The organism is Paeniglutamicibacter sp. (assembly GCF_046714615.1).
GTDB lineage: Bacteria > Actinomycetota > Actinomycetes > Actinomycetales > Micrococcaceae > Paeniglutamicibacter.
The window spans coordinates 1-16,345 of the sequence record NZ_JBKKAP010000021.1 but is presented as its reverse complement, the minus strand read 5'-3'; the positions used below and the strand labels follow the sequence as shown (position 1 = coordinate 16,345).

Sequence of the window (16,345 nt, the reverse complement as noted above, 5' to 3'; positions counted from 1 at the left end):
AGGTCACTGGCGGGATTCAGCGTGAAAATGTCGTACGCTGAAACTCCCCGGTCCCCATCCCGAAAGCGGTACGCATGAGCAAGAAACCCAAAGACCCGGTTGCATCCGCCCCGTTCGACAGCCCCGCGCACCGGGTGTTTGCGGCCGCGGCCGATTTCACGCTGGCCGATGTCGACCCGTCCTCGAGGCCGGGTTACAAGGGCGACAAGAAGAGTGGCGGCGCGGACCTCGCCGTCGTCGGCGCGGCGCTGGGCGAGCTGCAGGAACGCTTCTTCGCCGCCTCGCGGGCCGGGGCCCCGCACAAGGTCCTGCTGGTCCTCCAGGGGATGGACACCTCCGGCAAGGGCGGCATCATGCGCCATGTCATCGGGGCCGTCGATCCGCAGGGGGTCAGCCACCACGCCTTCAAGGCACCCACCGCCGCCGAGGCGAAGCGCGATTTCCTGTGGCGCATCGCGCGGCAGCTTCCCAAGGCCGGGTACATCGGGGTCTTTGACCGCTCGCACTACGAGGACGTGCTGATCCACAAGGTCAGGGAGCTCTCCCCGGCGGAAGAGATCGAGCGCCGCTACGGTGCCATCAACGACTTCGAGGCGAACCTGGTGGACAAGAACACCACGGTTATCAAGGTCATGCTGCACATTTCCAAGGACGAGCAGCGCAAGCGCCTGGCCGAGCGCCTGGACCGGGAAGACAAGCACTGGAAGTTCAATCCCGCGGACATCGACGAGCGCGGACTCTGGGACGACTACATGGGCGCCTACGAAACCGCGATCCAGCGCACGGGCACCGAGGCGGCTCCGTGGTTCGTGGTGCCGGCGGACAAGAAGTGGTACGCCCGGCTGGCAGTGGCCACGCTCTTGCGCGAGGCGCTGGAGGCCATCGATCCGCAGTGGCCCGCCGCCGACTTCGACGTCGCCGAGCAGCGCAGCCGCCTGGCCCGGTCCTAGGACCCGGCCCGGGACCGCGGCGGCGGAAGTTCACACCCCGGGTCTCGGGCGAACCGCTTCGGGCAAACCGTCTCGGGACTACCTCCGCGGGCATGGATCCTCAGGACGAGGGGGAGGCGGACCCGTTGGTCTCGCGTGCGGCATCCAGGCGCGCCGTGGCGCCCTGCAGCCAGGCCTCGCAGCGGGCGGCCAGCGCCTCGCCGCGTTCCCATAGCCCCAGGGACTGTTCCAGGGTCGCGGCGCCGGTCTCCAGCTGCGCGACCACGGCCACCAGCTCCTCGCGGGCCTGCTCATAGCTCAGCGCGGCGATGTCGGTGTTTGCTGCTTCGGGGTTCATGGGGTGTTTCCTTCTTCCGGGGGATGGCTGTGGGTGACGGTGGCGGAGAGCCGGCCGCGGGCCAGGCGCACCTGGATCTCGCTGCCCGCCGGGGCGTCCGCGGCGGAGCGGAGCACCCCGCCGTCCGCCAGTTGGATGACCGCATAGCCGCGGTCCAGGGTCTGCTGCGGGGACAGGGCGCGGACCTGGGCCCGCAAGTGCGCGATGGAATCGTGGCCGCGGGCCAGCGAGGCGCGCATGGCCAGGGTGCTGCGTTGGGCCAGCCGGACGAGGTCCTCCCGGCGGCCCTGCACCATCGAGCCCGGGTTGGCCAGCACCGGGCGGGCCCGCAGCGAGGAGATGCGCTGGGTTTCGCGTTCGACGTTCGCCCGCACCGCGCGGTCCAGCCGGTTCCGGGCCTGGGCCAGGTTGGCCAGCTCCTCGGCCAGATCCGGCACCACCCGCTTGGCGGCATCGGTGGGGGTCGAAGCGCGGAGATCCGCCACGTCGTCAAGGATCGGCCGGTCGGCCTCGTGCCCGATGGCCGAGATGACCGGGGTGCCGCAGGCGGCGACGGCGCGCACCAGGTCCTCGGAGCTGAACGGCAGCAGGTCCTCCAGCGCGCCGCCGCCGCGGGCGATGATGATCACGTCGACGTCTTCGTTGGCATCGAGCTCGCGCAGCGCGGCCATGACCTCCCCGACGGCGTTGACGCCCTGCACCGCGGTGTTGCGGATGTCGAATTGCACCGCCGGCCAGCGTAGCGTGGCGTTGCGCACGACGTCCTTCTCCGCATCCGAGTCCCGCCCGGTGATCAACCCGATGCGGCCCGGCAGCAGCGGCAGCGGAAGCTTGCGCGCAGGATCGAAGAGCCCCTCGTCAAAGAGTGCGCGGCGCAGGCGTTCGAGGCGGGCCAGCAGGTCGCCGAGCCCGACCGGCCGCAGGTCGGAGGCGTTCAGCGAGAGCCTGCCGGTCTTGGCGTAGAAGCTGGGCTTCACCCGCGCCACCACCCGGGAGCCGACCTCGGGCGGCATGTCCAGCGAGCGCATCACAGAGGCCCAGACGGTCACCGAAAACGAGTAGTCGACATCCACGTCGCGCAGCGTCAGGTACGCGTGCCCGTTGCGGACGTTCGCCTCCAGCAGCTGGCCCTCCACCCAGGATTCGGGGGAGTTCTCGATGTGCTGCTTCAGTTTTTCGCTCAGTACCCGCAGCGGCCAGGGGTTCTGCGGGGTGGTCGCCGCGGCGGTGCGCGGCAGCGAACCTTGTGCTTCTTGTGCTTGCTCCACGTGGGTGCGCGCCTTCCTTGGTGCTGAAATTCGAAACTACACCAACACCATTGATACCAGCTAACGTGGGACAAAACGCTGCCGCCGGGCACGGGCGCCCCGCCGCCCCGGCACCAAGATGCAGGAGCAACGTGAGAATGCCAACACCTCTGCGCAACATCGCCGCCGTCGTCCTGCTGCTTGCCGCCGTGCTGCTGGGCACCGGGTCGCTGCTCGGATCCGCAGCCTCCACCATGATCGACACCCCGGAGCCGCTCCAGCGCATCCTGGGCCCGCTGGCAACCGACCCCGAGCTGCGCCGGGTGCTGCCCGACGAGCTCGGCGCAGTGCTGGGGCAGCGCCTCACCGGCGACACCGCGATACCCGGGCAACTGGCAGGACCGCTGCAGGACGCGATCGACTCCGCCGGCGGAGCCCTGCTCGATGGACCGGGCTTCCCCGCCGCGTGGGCCACGACCATCGAAACCGCCCGTGCCGACTTCACCACCCGGCTCGCGGATGCCGCAGATGCCGCAGATGTGGCCGGGGCTGCCGGCGGCGGGCAGGTCACGCTGCGCCTCGACCTGGCCCCGCTGCTGGGCAGCGGATACGACACGCTGCAGGCCTCCCTCGACGGCTCGGCCCTCGGGGCCCTTTTGCCGACGACTCTCTCGTTGCCGCCAGCGGTGCTGGACACCGGGTGGCCAAGTGCGCAGCAACTTCCCACCGAAACCCTGAACGCCTGGCTCTCGGTGGCCCGCGCCTGGGGATGGATGCTCGCCGGTGCCCTGGTTGCCGCGGCGGCAGGCCTCCTGCTCGCCACCCGAAGCGGGCGGCCATGGGCGGTGCTTTCCGGCGGGTTGATGGCACTGGCCCTGGGCGGCGGTGCCCGCCTCTGGATCGGTTACCTCGGGCCGGGGACCACCACCGCTGCCGCCCCCGGGGTGGAGAGCTTGGTCACCGCCCGGATGCTCGCCGCGCTGGAGGGTGAGCTGGCCGCCGTCGCCACGATCCTTGTCACCTCCGGCATCGTGCTGCTGCTCCTGGGAGCGGTGTGGGGTTGGTGGGCGGCGCGGGACCGGGACGTCCCGGTGCGCGGCTAGGCCGGTGGCGGAATCCGCGCCGCCAATTTTGTGTGCCCCAGTAGACTTGGACCCATGGCTACCAGTTCCACCGTTCAGGTCTCCCTTCCGATGCCCAAGATCCCGCGAAACCGTCGCACACCGGCGGAAATCGCCGCCGCGGCGCCGATCAAGGGCGAACGCAATGTCCTGCTGGCCGCCCCGCGCGGCTATTGCGCCGGCGTCGACCGTGCCGTCATCGCGGTGGAAAAGGCGTTGGAGCACTACGGAGCGCCGGTCTACGTGCGCAAGCAGATCGTCCACAACCTGCACGTGGTCTCCACCCTTGAGGCACGCGGCGCCATCTTCGTGGAGGAAAACGACGAGGTGCCCGAGGGCGCACTGGTCGTCTTCTCCGCCCACGGCGTTTCCCCGGCGGTTGTGGCCTCCGCGGCCGAGCGGAATCTGCGCACCATCGACGCCACCTGCCCACTGGTCACCAAGGTCCATAAGGAAGCGGTGCGTTTCGCCCGGGAGGACTACGAGATCCTGCTGATCGGGCACGAAGGCCACGAAGAGGTCGAGGGCACCTACGGTGAGGCGCCGGAGCACACCCAGATCGTGAACAACCCCGACGAGGCAGACACCATCGAGGTCACAAACCCCGACAAGCTCATCTGGCTCTCGCAGACCACCTTGAGCGTAGACGAGACCATGGAAACGGTCCGCCGCCTGCGCGCCCGCTTCCCCAAGTTGCAGGATCCGCCCAGCGACGACATCTGCTACGCCACGACCAACCGCCAGGACGCGATCAAGGCCATCTCCCCTAAGAGCGACCTGGTCATCGTGGTCGGTTCCTCGAACTCCTCGAACTCGGTGCGCCTGGTGGAGGTGGCCCTGGAATACGGGGCGAAGGCGGCCTACCGCGTGGACTACGCCTCCGAGGTCGATGAGGCCTGGTTCGAGGGCGTCACCACCGTCGGGGTGACCTCCGGCGCCTCGGTTCCCGAGGTCCTGGTGCGCGACGTGCTGGCGCTGCTGGCCGAGTACGGCTACGGCACCGTCGAGGAGGTCACCACTGCCCAGGAAGACATCCTCTTCTCGCTGCCCAAGGAGATCCGCGCCAAGCTCAAGGAAGCGGGAGATGACTCCCGCGGTCCGGGCGGACGCATCACGAAGTCGGACATCAGCAGCTAGCTTTCAGGCACGGCGCACCCGCAAGAGCGGTGTTGCCGGCAGCGTGGCGTGGTCCCCGCCGTTTGGCGGGCACCACGCCACTGCCGCTTAACGACACTCAGGGACCGTGCCGCTTCGCCGCCGGCAGCGCGTTCCGTCGCCCAGATAGCAGATGGCAGATGGCCCGATGGCAGCCTCAGTCCAGGGCGTCGCGCCGCGTCAACGGCAACACACCCGGTGCCGCGGCCTCGAGCGCATCCGCATCTGCGGCCTCGAGCAACTCACCGGCACCGAGCGCGCGCGGGGTCGCCTCGATGACCGGAAGGCCGTGCAACGCAGCCGCCGGATCATGTTCCGCACCGAGCCCCGGATCCAGGTCCCGGATGCGCCTGGCGCTGGGCAGCACCCGGGACTCCAGGGCACCGACGAACGCGTTGTACTTTTCCACGCTGCCACGCAACGAAGCACCCAGCTTCGATACATGGCCGCCCATGGTCCCCAGCCGCTCGTACAGCTCACGGGACTGCACAAAGAGGTCGCGCGCATTTTCGGTCAGCAGCTCCTGCCGCCACGCGAACGCCAGCCCCTTGAGCATGGCCAGCAGCGTTGCAGGCGACGCCAATGCGACGTTCTTGCCGAACGCATGGTCCAGCAGCGCCGGGTCTGCGCCCAGCGCGTCGGCCAGGAACGACTCGGCAGGCAGGAAACACACCACCAGCTCCGGACTGCCGTCCACTGCATTCCAATAGGACTTCGCCGCCAGGGCGTCGACGTGGCGGCGCAGGGCCTTGGCATGTTCCTGCATATGCTCCTTGGCCTTGGTGCGTGAAGCCGCGTCCGGGGCCCCCGAAAGCTCCTGCGCCTTCAGGTATGCGGCCAGCGGGACCTTGGAGTCCAGCGCGATCATCTTGTTTCCCGGCAGCCGAACCACCATGTCGGGGCGCAACCCCTCGGATGTGCGTAGCTGTTCGCTGAAGTCCACGTGGGCCAGCATGCCGGCGGCCTCGACCACCCTGCGCAATTGCGCCTCGCCCCAGGTGCCGCGCGCGGCATTGTTGCCCATCGCTGCGGCCAGTGAATTGGTGGTGCGCAAAAGTTCGGAATCGTTTTGGGCAGCCTGGACCAGTTGCTCGCTGAGCTGCCCGAACTGCTCCACGCGGTCGCGTTCCAGTGTCGAGACCTGCTGGCGGACTTGGCGCAGCTGCTCGGCGACCGGGGCCAGGGCCCGGAGCACCGTCTGGTCCTCGTTCCCGCGCACACGATCCTCCGTGACCCGCTCGCGCAGCTCGGCCACCTGGGCCTGCGCCCCGGCCAGCAGCTGCGCGGTCAGCGCCAATTCGTCGCGAACCGCGCTGGCCTCGGCCAGCGCAGCTGACCTTGGCACCCGGTTGAGGTACCACCATGTGATTACACCCAGAATGAAACCGACAACCAGCGAGCCGAAGGCCGCTACCCAGAACAAAGCATCCATGGGAAAACCATGCCAGCACGCACCGACACTTATTGGACGGTAGACTCTACTTCCGTGGCTCTTACAATCGGAATCGTCGGACTGCCCAATGTCGGCAAGTCAACAATGTTCAATGCTCTTACCCGCGCGCAGGTCCTCGCGGCCAACTACCCGTTCGCAACGATCGAACCCAATGTGGGTGTCGTGCCGTTGCCGGATGCACGCCTGAAGGTGCTCGCGTCGATCTTCGGATCCGAGCGCATCCTGCCGGCAACCGTGTCCTTCGTGGACATCGCCGGCATCGTCAAGGGCGCCTCGGAAGGTGAAGGCCTGGGCAACAAGTTCCTGGCCAACATCCGCGAGGCCGAGGCCATCTGCCAGGTGACGCGCGTCTTCTCGGATCCCGACGTGATCCACGTCGACGGAAAGGTCGACCCGGCCTCGGACATCGAGACGATCGCCACCGAGCTGATCCTCGCCGACCTGCAGACCATCGAGAACCAGCTGCCGCGCCTCGACAAGGAGCTGCGCGCCAAGAAGATCGATGCTTCCTTCATTGAGACGGTCAAGGCCGCGCAGAAGGTGCTCGAAAAGGGCGACACGCTCTACGCCGCCGGCAAGGCCGCCGGAATCGATATCGACGAGCTGGCCCCGCTGCAGCTGATGACCACCAAGCCTTTCATCTACGTGTTCAACACCGATGAAGAGGGCCTGGCCAACGCCGAGATGCAGGCAGAGCTCTCCGCGCTCGTCGCGCCCGCCGAGGCCATCTTCCTCGACGCCCAGTTCGAGTCCGAGCTTGCCGAGCTGACCGAGGAAGAAGCCGAGGAAATGCTTGAGGACGCCGGCTACACCGAGTCCGGCCTGGACAAGCTGGCCCGCGTTGGCTTCGACACCCTTGGGCTGCAGACCTACCTGACCGCAGGCCCGAAGGAAACCCGCGCCTGGACCATCCCCAAGGGCGCCACCGCCCCGCAGGCCGCCGGCGTCATCCACACCGACTTCCAGCGCGGCTTCATCAAGGCCGAGGTCTTCGGCTTCGAGGAGCTGGTCGAGGCCGGTTCTGTTTCCGCAGCCAAGGCCGCGGGCAAGGCGCGCATCGAAGGCAAGGAATACATCATGAAAGACGGCGACGTAGTGGAGTTCCGCTTCAACGTCTAGTGTGCGCCGCACCGGCCGGTGGCGATTGACCCGCCCGCCGACGTACAAGGATCCTTTGCTCCACGGGACATTTCCCACGGAGCGGAGGATCCTTTCCGTTTTGCCTCCCTGGGTGTCGCCCCCCGGCCTAACGACCGAGCTGCCAAGCCGCATTCGTTTGGTGCGACCTCCCGCCCTGCTGGTCGACCGGCGAATGTCAACACGGCACGTGAGCTTCTTGTCGTTCCTCGGACGGCAAATGAATGAGTAGAAGAAACACTCGATACGTCATGAAACTGCGCCCAGACGATGCCTGACCGTTGTGAGCTACCCCTGATTGTGGCCATTCCGTTGCGTGAGCCCCTCAAACGCATTGAAACCGTAGCCGCCCCGCGGAACCACTGGTTGTTTTAGCGCCACGGAACATGTTTCCTATAGTCAGCACTCTCATTCGAAAAGGACAGCAGTTCGCAGGCACGATTCCTCCAAGTGAAGGATTTCTCATGAACATGGAAAGTTTCGATTGGGCTGGCATGGCGCAGAAGGTCGTCATAGCCTTGATAATCCTCGTGGTCACCTGGCTGTTGGCCAAGGTGGTCAAATGGGCCATTGGAAAACTCGTGGGGCGGGTAAAGGGCTTACAGCGTCAGGGGAACGACGGACAACAACTTGGGGAATCACTCGGCAAAGTTGCGGCACTGATCATCTGGCTCTTTGGGCTGGTAGCCATCTTGCAGGTCTTCGCACTCTCCGAGGTCCTGACACCTGTGCAAGATCTGCTCGGCAAGGTCATGGGCTTCGTTCCGAACCTCATCGGTGCGGGCATCATCTTCTTCATCGGCTACATGATCGCCAAGATCGTGCGGCAGTTGGTGACCACGGCATTGGGCGCTGTCGATTTCAGCAAGCTGACTGCCAAGTTCAGGCGCGGGGAGGCAGAAGTCGACCTTGTGGAAACGCGTGAACAAAACGCCAAGATCATTGCCATCATCGGAAACCTCCTCTTCGCGATCATAATTATCGTGGTGGGTATCAGCGCCTTGCAGGTGCTGGGCATCGCCGCAATCGCCGACCCGGCCCAGCAGATGCTGACCATGATCATGAATGCGATCCCGCAGATCATCGCTGCGCTGATCCTGCTGGCCATCGGTTTTGTCATCGCCAAATTTGTTGGATCGATCCTGGAAAGCACGTTGCATGGAATCGGCACCGACTCGGTTGTGCACAAGTGGGGCATTGTTCCCGCCGACAGGAGCGCCTCGGGCATCATTGCGTTGCTGGTGAAGATCGCGATCATGTTGTTCTTCGGGATCATGGCGGCACGCCAGCTGAACTTCCCGGAAGTCACTGCCATTCTCAACCAGATCCTGGCCTTGGGCGGCAGCGTGCTCTTCGGCGGGCTGATCATCGCGGCAGGTTTCCTGATCGCCAACATCGTGGTCTCGATCGTCGGACCGGGAACGGCGGCCACGGTGATCCGCTGGGCCACGATCGCGCTGTTCATCGCCATGGGCCTGAAGTACATGGGCCTGGCGGACTCCATCATCAACATGGCCTTTGGCGCGGTGGTCATCGGCGGCGCTCTGGCCGCTGCACTCGCCTACGGGCTGGGCGGGCGCGATGCTGCTGCCCGGTCATTGCAGAAACTGGAGAACAAGCAGCCGCCACCGGTACCCCCGGCACACGCCGGGCCGGTGAACCCAATGGGTTAGGCACCAACAACAAGTAACAACGCGCCGGTTTGCGGCGCGATCACCGGCAGGGCGGTTTCGGGCACTTGACCCGAAACCGCCCTGTTTCTTGCCTGGAAGCGTCCCGCTGCGGTTGGCCGCCCAAAGCGTGGGGGACGCGGCCCTCGGCGCGGATTGACGCCACTGCCGACGCTGCGGGGCCAGCCCGTCCGGTGCACCACGACCAAGTGTTCATGCGTGAGATAAGGCACGTTTAACACCAGATTTCCCATTAGGACTAGAATGGTTAATTGGGTCAGTCGTGGCCCCGAACCCCGAGACCCAAATTCTCTAGAAGAAGTGAGCCTTTTCGCATGTCAGATACCACCATCATCGCTCGTGAAGACCTGCGCAACGTTGCCATCGTTGCGCACGTTGACCACGGCAAGACCACCTTGGTCAACGCAATGCTCCAGCAGACCGGTGCTTTCGACAGCCACGGTGAAACCGAAGACCGCGTGATGGACTCTGGCGAGCTGGAACGCGAAAAGGGCATCACCATCCTGGCCAAGAACACCACCGTGTTCTACGAAGGTCCGGCCGCCAACGGCCACAAGATGACCATGAACATCATCGACACCCCCGGCCACGCCGACTTCGGTGGCGAGGTCGAGCGCGGCCTGTCGATGGTTGACGGCGTTGTCCTGTTGGTCGATGCTTCCGAGGGCCCGCTGCCGCAGACCCGCTTCGTGCTGCGTAAGGCACTCGTTGCCAACCTGCCCGTCATCATCGTGGTCAACAAGACCGACCGTCCCGATGCACGCATCGACGGCGTCGTCTCCGATTCCATGGACCTTCTCCTGGGCTTGGCCTCCGACCTGGCCGACGAGGCTCCGGACCTGGACCTGGACAAGGTTCTGAACGTCCCGATCGTCTTCGCTTCGGGCAAGGCCGGTTTCGCCTCGGTGAACCAGCCCGCCGACGGCACCATGCCGGACAACGAGGACCTCGAGCCGCTGTTCGAGACCATCATCAAGCACGTTCCGGCCCCGACCTACACCGAGGGCGAAGTCCTTCAGGCACACGTCACCAACCTTGACGCCTCCCCGTTCCTGGGTCGCCTGGCACTGCTGCGTATCTTCAACGGCACGCTGCGCAAGGGCCAGCAGGTTGCATGGGCCCGCCAGGACGGCGAGCTCAAGACCGTAAAGATCACCGAACTGCTGGCCACCAAGGGTCTGACCCGCGTTCCGGCCGAGTCCGCTGGACCGGGCGAGATCGTCGCAGTTGCAGGCATCGAAGACATCATGATCGGCGAGACCCTCACCGACCTGGAAAACCCGAAGCCGCTGCCGCTGATCACCGTTGATCCGCCGGCCATCTCGATGACCATTGGTATCAACACCTCGCCGCTGGCCGGCAAGGTCAAGGGTGCCAAGGTCACCGCCCGCCAGGTCAAGGACCGCCTTGACAAGGAACTGATCGGCAACGTTTCGCTGAACATCCTTCCGACCGAGCGTCCGGATGCCTGGGAAGTCCAGGGTCGTGGCGAATTGGCACTGGCCATCCTCGTTGAGCAGATGCGTCGCGAAGGCTTCGAACTGACCGTCGGCAAGCCGCAGGTTGTTACCAGGCAGATCGACGGCAAGCTGCACGAGCCGATGGAGCACATGACCATCGACGTACCCGAGGAATACCTCGGCGCCGTGACCCAGCTGATGGCAGCCCGCAAGGGCCGCATGACCAACATGGCCAACCACGGTACCGGCTGGTGCCGCATGGAATTCATGGTTCCGGCACGTGGCCTGATCGGCTTCCGTACCCGCTTCCTCACCGACACCCGCGGTGCAGGCATTGCCGCTTCGTTGGCTGAGGGCTACGAGCCATGGGCCGGTCCGATCGAATACCGCACCAACGGTTCGATCGTGGCTGACCGCTCCGGCGTCGTGACCCCGTTCGCGATGATCAAGCTCCAGGAGCGCATGTCCTTCTTCGTGGCGCCGACCTCCGAGGTGTACGAGGGCATGATCGTCGGCGAGAACTCACGTGCCGACGACATGGACGTGAACATCACGAGGGAAAAGCAGCTCACCAACATGCGTGCAGCTTCTTCGGACACCTTCGAGAACATGACCCCGCCGCGCAACCTGACTCTGGAGGAGTCCCTCGAATTCGCCCGTGAGGACGAATGCGTTGAGGTTACCCCGGAGGCAATCCGTATCCGTAAGCTCATCCTGAACGCCGGCGACCGCGCCAAGTCTCACCGTGCCCGGGCCAAGAACTAATCAGGCACCAGGCTCCGTAGCCACCACCGTGTACAGCGTCTTGGCCGCATTAGCGGCCGGGGCGCTGGCCGCGGTTGTGGGTACTATCCTTCACGCTTCGATTAGCTACGTGGGGGACGTCCCGATTCCCTGGGGAGCAGCCCTGGCGCTGCTGCTGACGGGGGCCCTGACCTATTGGGTGGGCCTGCTGCGCGGCAAGCTGTGGGTCAGCGCCCTCGGTGGCTTGGCGACGTACGTGTTCGTTGCATTGATCTCGACCGACGCGAACAACCAGATGATCGTCTCGACCCAGTTCTTCAAGGTGCTTCCGGGCCCGGCGCTGGCGGGCGGCATGTGGGTGTACGGCATCATCGTCCCGGTCATCGTGGCGATCCTGCTGGCCTCCAGGCAGTTGCGAGCCGCGGCGCGATCCCGCGGCTGAGCCCCAGTTTCGGTCGTTCAGGCTTTTCCGCAGCGCAATAAAACGCAATAGCAGGACATAAGGAAAGGCACCCGCCCTCGGCGGGTGCCTTTCCTTATGTCTCGGTGCCTATGCGGCGCCAGGGGCCGTCTTGGTCGACTTCATGTCGAGGTGGTGTGCCAGGAAAAGCGAGGTGGCCACCCCGTCGGGCTCGGCGTCGCGCATGGCGTAGTCCTCGATGACAGAGTGGATACGTGACATCATCTCCTTCTGCGTGTCCTCGCTGAGCTTCAGGCCCACGCGCATGACCTGGATTTCCTGCGGAGCCAGCCCGTCGATTTCCTGCAGGAACGTGTCGACGAGCAGGGGGGCGGCGTCCGGCAGCTTGGTGCCCCACGACAGTTTCGTGCTTCGGTAGGGCACTTCCTTGGCCCCGCGGTTGCCCCGTCGGGTCTCCTCGGCAGCGAGGAATCCGTTGGAGAGCAGCGTGCGGACGTGGTGCAGCGACGTTGCCGGATTGATGTCCAGCATGTCCGCTATTTCCTTGTTGGTACGCGATTCGTGCAAGCAAAGTCGCAGGATGCGAAGGCGGAGCGGGGAGCTCAACGCCCTGGCACGGGCCTGTACCTCTTCATCTGTGGCCATGGTTTCAGCATACGGGAAATCACGTCACTGATTGAAACTTTCAAATCGCTCGGCGTGTGGGTTTCGGCGGGGTCTGTCAGCGGCGCTGCCGCCGGGCAGGCGGGGGAGGAACGGCCTTGGCGTGGGTGATTCCGGCCCGGTCAAGGGAGACCATGCCGCCGCGTGTCTCGAGGACCACCTGGGTCTCGGTCACCGAGCGGACATGGCCAAGGGCATCTGAAAAACGCTCGCCGGCTTTTCCTTGTTCGTCGGGCCCCAACCGATAGCGAATGACCACGCGGTCACCCACCTGAAGCGAGGAAAAGAAATCCGGACTCATGCCTCGAGTCTAGGCCGGGCCGCACGCCTGGCCGGCCCCACCGGCGCCGATGTGTCCGATGCCACATTCGTGACCGAGGGCGCTGTTCGACGGGGCAAAGCGGGTCCAACGGTACTAAGCTATTGGAGAGCATGCGTAGCCGCGTGCCGCATGACCAAACAGTTCATGATCCGTTGTAAAGGAAGGCCCCGGGTACCGTGACCTACATCATCGCCCAGCCGTGCGTCGACGTCAAAGACAAGGCGTGCATCGAGGAATGCCCCGTGGATTGCATCTACGAGGGCGAACGCTCGCTGTACATCCACCCCGATGAATGCGTTGACTGCGGCGCCTGCGAACCGGTGTGCCCGGTGGAGGCCATCTACTACGAGGACGACGTCCCGGACCAGTGGGCGGACTACTACAAGGCCAATGTGGAGTTCTTCGACGAGGTCGGTTCCCCGGGCGGCGCTGCCAAGCTCGGCAACATGGGCATCGACCACCCCGTGATTTCCGTGCTTCCGCTACAAACCCAAGGCTGATCGGCCACACCATGCTGACGCTCCCTGACTATCCGTGGAACGCCCTTGCGCCCTACGCGGCCCGCGCCGCCGAGCATGAGGGCGGGGCCGTGAACCTCTCCATCGGGACCCCCGTGGATCCCACCCCCGAGATCATCATGCAGGCGCTGCGCGACGGCGCAAACGCCCCGGGCTACCCCACCACCCACGGCACGCCGGAGTTGCGCGAGGCCATCGTGCAGTGGTTTGAACGCCGGCGCGAAGTGCGCGGCCTGTCCGCCGACGACGTCATGCCGACCGTTGGCTCCAAGGAGCTGGTGGCCTGGCTACCGCTGCTGTTGGGCCTGGGCGCCGGCGACCTGGTGGTCCGCCCGCTCGTCGCCTACCCCACCTACGACATCGGTGCGCAATTGGCCGGGGCCGACTCGATCGCGGCGGATTCGCTGGAGGGGCTCTCGGAGGCCGACCGTGCGCGGGTGAAGCTCGTGTGGGTCAACTCGCCGGGCAACCCCACGGGCATCGTCCGCGGGACCGCGGAGCTCAAGGCGTTTGTCGATGACGCCCGTTCCCTGGGCGCGGTCGTGGCATCGGATGAATGTTACGCCGAACTCGGCTGGGGCGAACACGAGGCGGGAGTTCCGAGCATCCTTCATGCATCGGTCTGCGGCGGAGACTTTAGCGACCTGCTGTGCGTGTACTCGCTGTCCAAGCAGTCGAACATCGCCGGGTACCGTGCCGCCTTCGTGGCCGGGGCGCCGAACTTGATGCCCGCACTGGTCAACAACCGCAAGCACGCGGGGATGATCGTGCCGGCCCCGGTGCAATCGGCAATGATTGCGGCCCTGAACGACGACGAGCACGTCAGGGTGCAAAAAGATCTGTACCGGGCACGCCGCGAGGCGCTCGTTCCGGCACTAGGGGCATTCGGTTTGCGCATCGTGGACTCGGTAGGCGGCCTGTACCTGTGGTGCACCGCGGACGAGGACTGCTGGACCACCCTGGGCCGGCTGGCCGAGCTGGGGATCGTGGCCGGGCCAGGCGCGTTCTACGGGACTGCCGGGGAGAAATTTGTGAGGATCGCGCTCACCGCCAGCGACGAACGCATTCGTAGTGCCGTCGAGCGGTTGAATGCGGCAGTCTGAAAGACAAACGTGACCAACCAATTGGTGTCAAGAGCCTACTAAACGGTAGCGTGACAGTGATTACTGACCATCGGATTCATCTGCATTCCGGTTAGGAGAGACAATGACGGAAAACAATTCTGCTCAGCTCAGCTTCGGCGGCAACAGCATCGAACTCCCTGTTGTGCCCGCGGTAGAAGGCAACAATGGCTTTAACATCGCACCCCTGTTGAAGGCGACAGGTGGCGTGACGTACGACCCCGGCTTCATGAACACCGCGGCTACCAAGTCCGCAATCACCTTCATCGATGGCGATGAGGGCATCCTGCGCTACCGCGGATACCCGATCGAGCAGCTCGCCGAGAAGTCCAGCTTCCTGGAGACCAGCTACCTGCTGATTTACGGCAACCTTCCCTCGGCCACCGAGCTGGAGAACTTCGACCAGAAGATCCGCCGGCACACCCTGCTGCACGAGGAGCTCAAAGGCTTCTTCGGCGGCTTCCCGCGCGACGCGCACCCGATGCCGGTGCTGTCCTCGGCCGTCTCGGCCTTGTCGACCTGGTACCAGGATTCGCTGGATCCTTTCAACGAGGAGCAGGTCGAGCTCTCGACCATCCGCCTGTTGGCCAAGATGCCAGTGCTTGCCGCATACGCGCACAAGAAGTCCATCGGGCAGGCCCTGCTGTACCCGGACAACTCGATGAACCTGGTCGAGAACTTCATGCGCCTGAGCTTCGGCCTGGCCGCCGAGCCGTACGACATGGACCCGGTCATGGTCAAGGCCCTGGACCAGCTGCTGATCCTGCACGCCGACCACGAGCAGAACTGTTCCACCTCAACGGTGCGCCTGGTTGGTTCGTCGAACGCCAACATGTTCGCCTCGGTCTCCGCCGGCATCAACGCCCTCTTCGGCCCCGCCCACGGCGGTGCCAACGAGGCCGTGCTGAAGATGCTGCGCCAGATCCAGTCCGACGGCCTGAAGCCCGCCGACTTCATGGAGAAGGTCAAGAACAAGGAAGACGGCGTCCGCCTCATGGCCAAGCTGCCGACCATCGCGGCCTACGCCTACAAGAAGAGCGTTGGGCAGCCCTTCCTCTACCCGGACAACACCCTGTCGCTGGTGGAGAACTACCTCCGGATGACCTTCGGTTTCCCGGCCGAGCCCTACGATCTCGACCCGATCATGGTCAAGGCTCTGGATCAGCTGCTGATCCTGCACGCCGACCATGAGCAGAACTGCTCCACGGCGACGGTGCGCATGGTTGGTTCGTCCCACGCCAACCTGTTCGCCTCCGTATCGGCCGGCATCAACGCACTGTTCGGACCGCTGCACGGCGGTGCCAACCAGGCGGTGATGGACATGCTGGCGCACATCAGGGATGACGGCGGCGATGTCGACGAGTTCGTTCGCAGGGTCAAGGGCAAGGAGTCCGGCATCAAGCTGATGGGCTTCGGCCACCGGGTCTACAAGAACCACGACCCGCGGGCGACGCTGGTCAAGAAGGTCGCGCAGGACGTGCTGGACCGCCTCGACGTGCAGGACCCGCTGCTGCAGCTGGCGATGCGGCTCGAGGAGGTCGCGCTGGCCGACGAGTACTTCGTGTCACGCAAGCTCTACCCGAACGTCGACTTCTACACCGGCTTCATCTACAAGGCGCTCGGCTTCCCGACGCCGATGTTCACGGCGCTGTTCGCCCTCGGCCGGTTGCCGGGGTGGATCGCCCAGTGGCGCGAGATGATCGCTGACCCCACGACCAAGATCGGCCGCCCGCGTCAGGTCTACACCGGCCCCGCCCTGCGCCACCTCCCGGAGTAGCCGGGGGCGGCGTCGGCGCCCCGCCCCGCGCCGCGCCGGCCGCGCGCTCGAGCCGGGACGCCAGTACGAGCACGCCCGCACACATCGTGATCCACTCCGGGGCGGGTCACGCTCCCGACGCCCCAGCGTCGATCACGACGTGTGCGCACGTGCCCGCGCCCGCGGCCGTGGCCGTGCCCGCGCCCGCGCCCGACGAGGACAGCACCGCGTACACGCCCGCACACATCG

15 protein-coding genes are annotated in these 16,345 nt (G+C 65.5%); 10 read left to right on the top strand and 5 right to left on the bottom strand.

Annotated features, from left to right (window positions below; translation table 11 throughout):
- The first annotated feature begins 74 nt into the window (after positions 1-74).
- The gene (locus tag ACLQ7E_RS02640; protein ID WP_411731000.1) at positions 75-950 is read left to right on the top strand and encodes a PPK2 family polyphosphate kinase; all 876 of its coding nucleotides are present in this window, start codon (positions 75-77) and stop codon (positions 948-950) included.
- Between the two features lie 100 nt (positions 951-1,050).
- Here ACLQ7E_RS02640 and ACLQ7E_RS02635 read toward each other — a convergent pair whose 3' ends face one another.
- Together ACLQ7E_RS02635 and xseA are read right to left on the bottom strand one after the other, a co-directional pair.
- Positions 1,051-1,287 carry an exodeoxyribonuclease VII small subunit gene (locus tag ACLQ7E_RS02635; protein ID WP_411730999.1) on the bottom strand — a complete coding sequence of 79 codons (237 nt, stop codon included), beginning with the start codon at positions 1,285-1,287 and terminating at the stop codon, positions 1,051-1,053.
- Positions 1,284-2,555: an exodeoxyribonuclease VII large subunit gene (xseA, locus tag ACLQ7E_RS02630; RefSeq protein ID WP_411730998.1), complete on the bottom strand. Its 1,272-nt coding sequence runs from the start codon at positions 2,553-2,555 to the stop codon at positions 1,284-1,286. Before xseA ends, ACLQ7E_RS02635 begins: the two co-directional genes overlap by 4 nt.
- A gap of 137 nt (positions 2,556-2,692) precedes the next feature.
- On the opposite strand from xseA, the gene ACLQ7E_RS02625 reads away from it, so the two are divergent.
- Positions 2,693-3,637, top strand: a complete 945-nt coding sequence (locus ACLQ7E_RS02625) for a hypothetical protein (protein ID WP_411730997.1) — start codon at positions 2,693-2,695, stop codon at positions 3,635-3,637.
- Between the two features lie 54 nt (positions 3,638-3,691).
- Positions 3,692-4,792 (top strand): 4-hydroxy-3-methylbut-2-enyl diphosphate reductase, encoded by a 1,101-nt coding sequence (locus ACLQ7E_RS02620; protein ID WP_411730996.1) that lies wholly within the window; start codon positions 3,692-3,694, stop codon positions 4,790-4,792.
- Positions 4,793-4,967: 175 nt separating this feature from the next.
- Here the strand turns inward: ACLQ7E_RS02620 and rmuC are convergent, their stop codons facing one another.
- Positions 4,968-6,242 carry a DNA recombination protein RmuC gene (rmuC, locus tag ACLQ7E_RS02615; RefSeq protein WP_411730995.1) on the bottom strand — a complete coding sequence of 425 codons (1,275 nt, stop codon included), beginning with the start codon at positions 6,240-6,242 and terminating at the stop codon, positions 4,968-4,970.
- A 54-nt stretch (positions 6,243-6,296) separates the two neighbouring features.
- Here rmuC and ychF point away from each other — a divergent pair, with 54 nt between their 5' ends.
- From ychF to ACLQ7E_RS02595, 4 genes are all read left to right on the top strand, one after another.
- On the top strand, positions 6,297-7,382 hold the full coding sequence (gene ychF / locus ACLQ7E_RS02610; protein ID WP_411730994.1) for a redox-regulated ATPase YchF: 1,086 nt from the start codon (positions 6,297-6,299) through the stop codon (positions 7,380-7,382).
- 482 nt (positions 7,383-7,864) lie between these two features.
- Entirely contained in the window at positions 7,865-9,073 is a 1,209-nt protein-coding gene (locus tag ACLQ7E_RS02605; protein WP_411730993.1) for a mechanosensitive ion channel, read from the top strand.
- Between the two features lie 332 nt (positions 9,074-9,405).
- Positions 9,406-11,316 (top strand): translational GTPase TypA, encoded by a 1,911-nt coding sequence (typA, locus tag ACLQ7E_RS02600; protein WP_411730992.1) that lies wholly within the window; start codon positions 9,406-9,408, stop codon positions 11,314-11,316.
- Positions 11,317-11,356: 40 nt separating this feature from the next.
- Entirely contained in the window at positions 11,357-11,737 is a 381-nt protein-coding gene (locus tag ACLQ7E_RS02595; RefSeq protein ID WP_411730991.1) for a hypothetical protein, read from the top strand.
- A gap of 108 nt (positions 11,738-11,845) precedes the next feature.
- On the opposite strand, the gene ACLQ7E_RS02590 is transcribed toward ACLQ7E_RS02595, so the two are convergent.
- Positions 11,846-12,361, bottom strand: coding sequence for a helix-turn-helix domain-containing protein (locus ACLQ7E_RS02590; RefSeq protein WP_411730990.1), 516 nt, complete (start codon positions 12,359-12,361; stop codon positions 11,846-11,848).
- A gap of 76 nt (positions 12,362-12,437) precedes the next feature.
- Positions 12,438-12,680, bottom strand: a complete 243-nt coding sequence (locus ACLQ7E_RS02585; protein ID WP_411730989.1) for a hypothetical protein — start codon at positions 12,678-12,680, stop codon at positions 12,438-12,440.
- A gap of 197 nt (positions 12,681-12,877) precedes the next feature.
- Between ACLQ7E_RS02585 and fdxA the strand changes: the two genes are divergently transcribed.
- The 3 genes from fdxA (at position 12,878) to ACLQ7E_RS02570 (ending at position 16,117) form a co-directional block, all read left to right on the top strand.
- Complete coding sequence (fdxA, locus tag ACLQ7E_RS02580; protein ID WP_411730988.1) at positions 12,878-13,201, top strand: ferredoxin; 324 nt, start codon at positions 12,878-12,880, stop codon at positions 13,199-13,201.
- 11 nt (positions 13,202-13,212) lie between these two features.
- Positions 13,213-14,322 (top strand): succinyldiaminopimelate transaminase, encoded by a 1,110-nt coding sequence (gene dapC / locus ACLQ7E_RS02575; RefSeq protein ID WP_411730987.1) that lies wholly within the window; start codon positions 13,213-13,215, stop codon positions 14,320-14,322.
- 103 nt (positions 14,323-14,425) lie between these two features.
- Positions 14,426-16,117: a citrate/2-methylcitrate synthase gene (locus tag ACLQ7E_RS02570; protein WP_411730986.1), complete on the top strand. Its 1,692-nt coding sequence runs from the start codon at positions 14,426-14,428 to the stop codon at positions 16,115-16,117.
- The last annotated feature ends 228 nt before the right edge of the window (positions 16,118-16,345 follow it).

Bases quoted from the DNA above. Each gene is read 5' to 3' on its own strand.
- ACLQ7E_RS02640 (WP_411731000.1), top strand. From the start codon at position 75: ATGAGCAAGAAACCCAAAGACCCGGTTGCATCCGCCCCGTTCGACAGC.
- ACLQ7E_RS02635 (WP_411730999.1), bottom strand. From the start codon at position 1,287: ATGAACCCCGAAGCAGCAAACACCGACATCGCCGCGCTGAGCTATGAG.
- ACLQ7E_RS02625 (WP_411730997.1), top strand. From the start codon at position 2,693: ATGCCAACACCTCTGCGCAACATCGCCGCCGTCGTCCTGCTGCTTGCC.
- ACLQ7E_RS02620 (WP_411730996.1), top strand. From the start codon at position 3,692: ATGGCTACCAGTTCCACCGTTCAGGTCTCCCTTCCGATGCCCAAGATC.
- rmuC (WP_411730995.1), bottom strand. From the start codon at position 6,242: ATGGATGCTTTGTTCTGGGTAGCGGCCTTCGGCTCGCTGGTTGTCGGT.
- ACLQ7E_RS02605 (WP_411730993.1), top strand. From the start codon at position 7,865: ATGAACATGGAAAGTTTCGATTGGGCTGGCATGGCGCAGAAGGTCGTC.
- typA (WP_411730992.1), top strand. From the start codon at position 9,406: ATGTCAGATACCACCATCATCGCTCGTGAAGACCTGCGCAACGTTGCC.
- ACLQ7E_RS02590 (WP_411730990.1), bottom strand. From the start codon at position 12,361: ATGGCCACAGATGAAGAGGTACAGGCCCGTGCCAGGGCGTTGAGCTCC.
- ACLQ7E_RS02585 (WP_411730989.1), bottom strand. From the start codon at position 12,680: ATGAGTCCGGATTTCTTTTCCTCGCTTCAGGTGGGTGACCGCGTGGTC.
- dapC (WP_411730987.1), top strand. From the start codon at position 13,213: ATGCTGACGCTCCCTGACTATCCGTGGAACGCCCTTGCGCCCTACGCG.
- ACLQ7E_RS02570 (WP_411730986.1), top strand. From the start codon at position 14,426: ATGACGGAAAACAATTCTGCTCAGCTCAGCTTCGGCGGCAACAGCATC.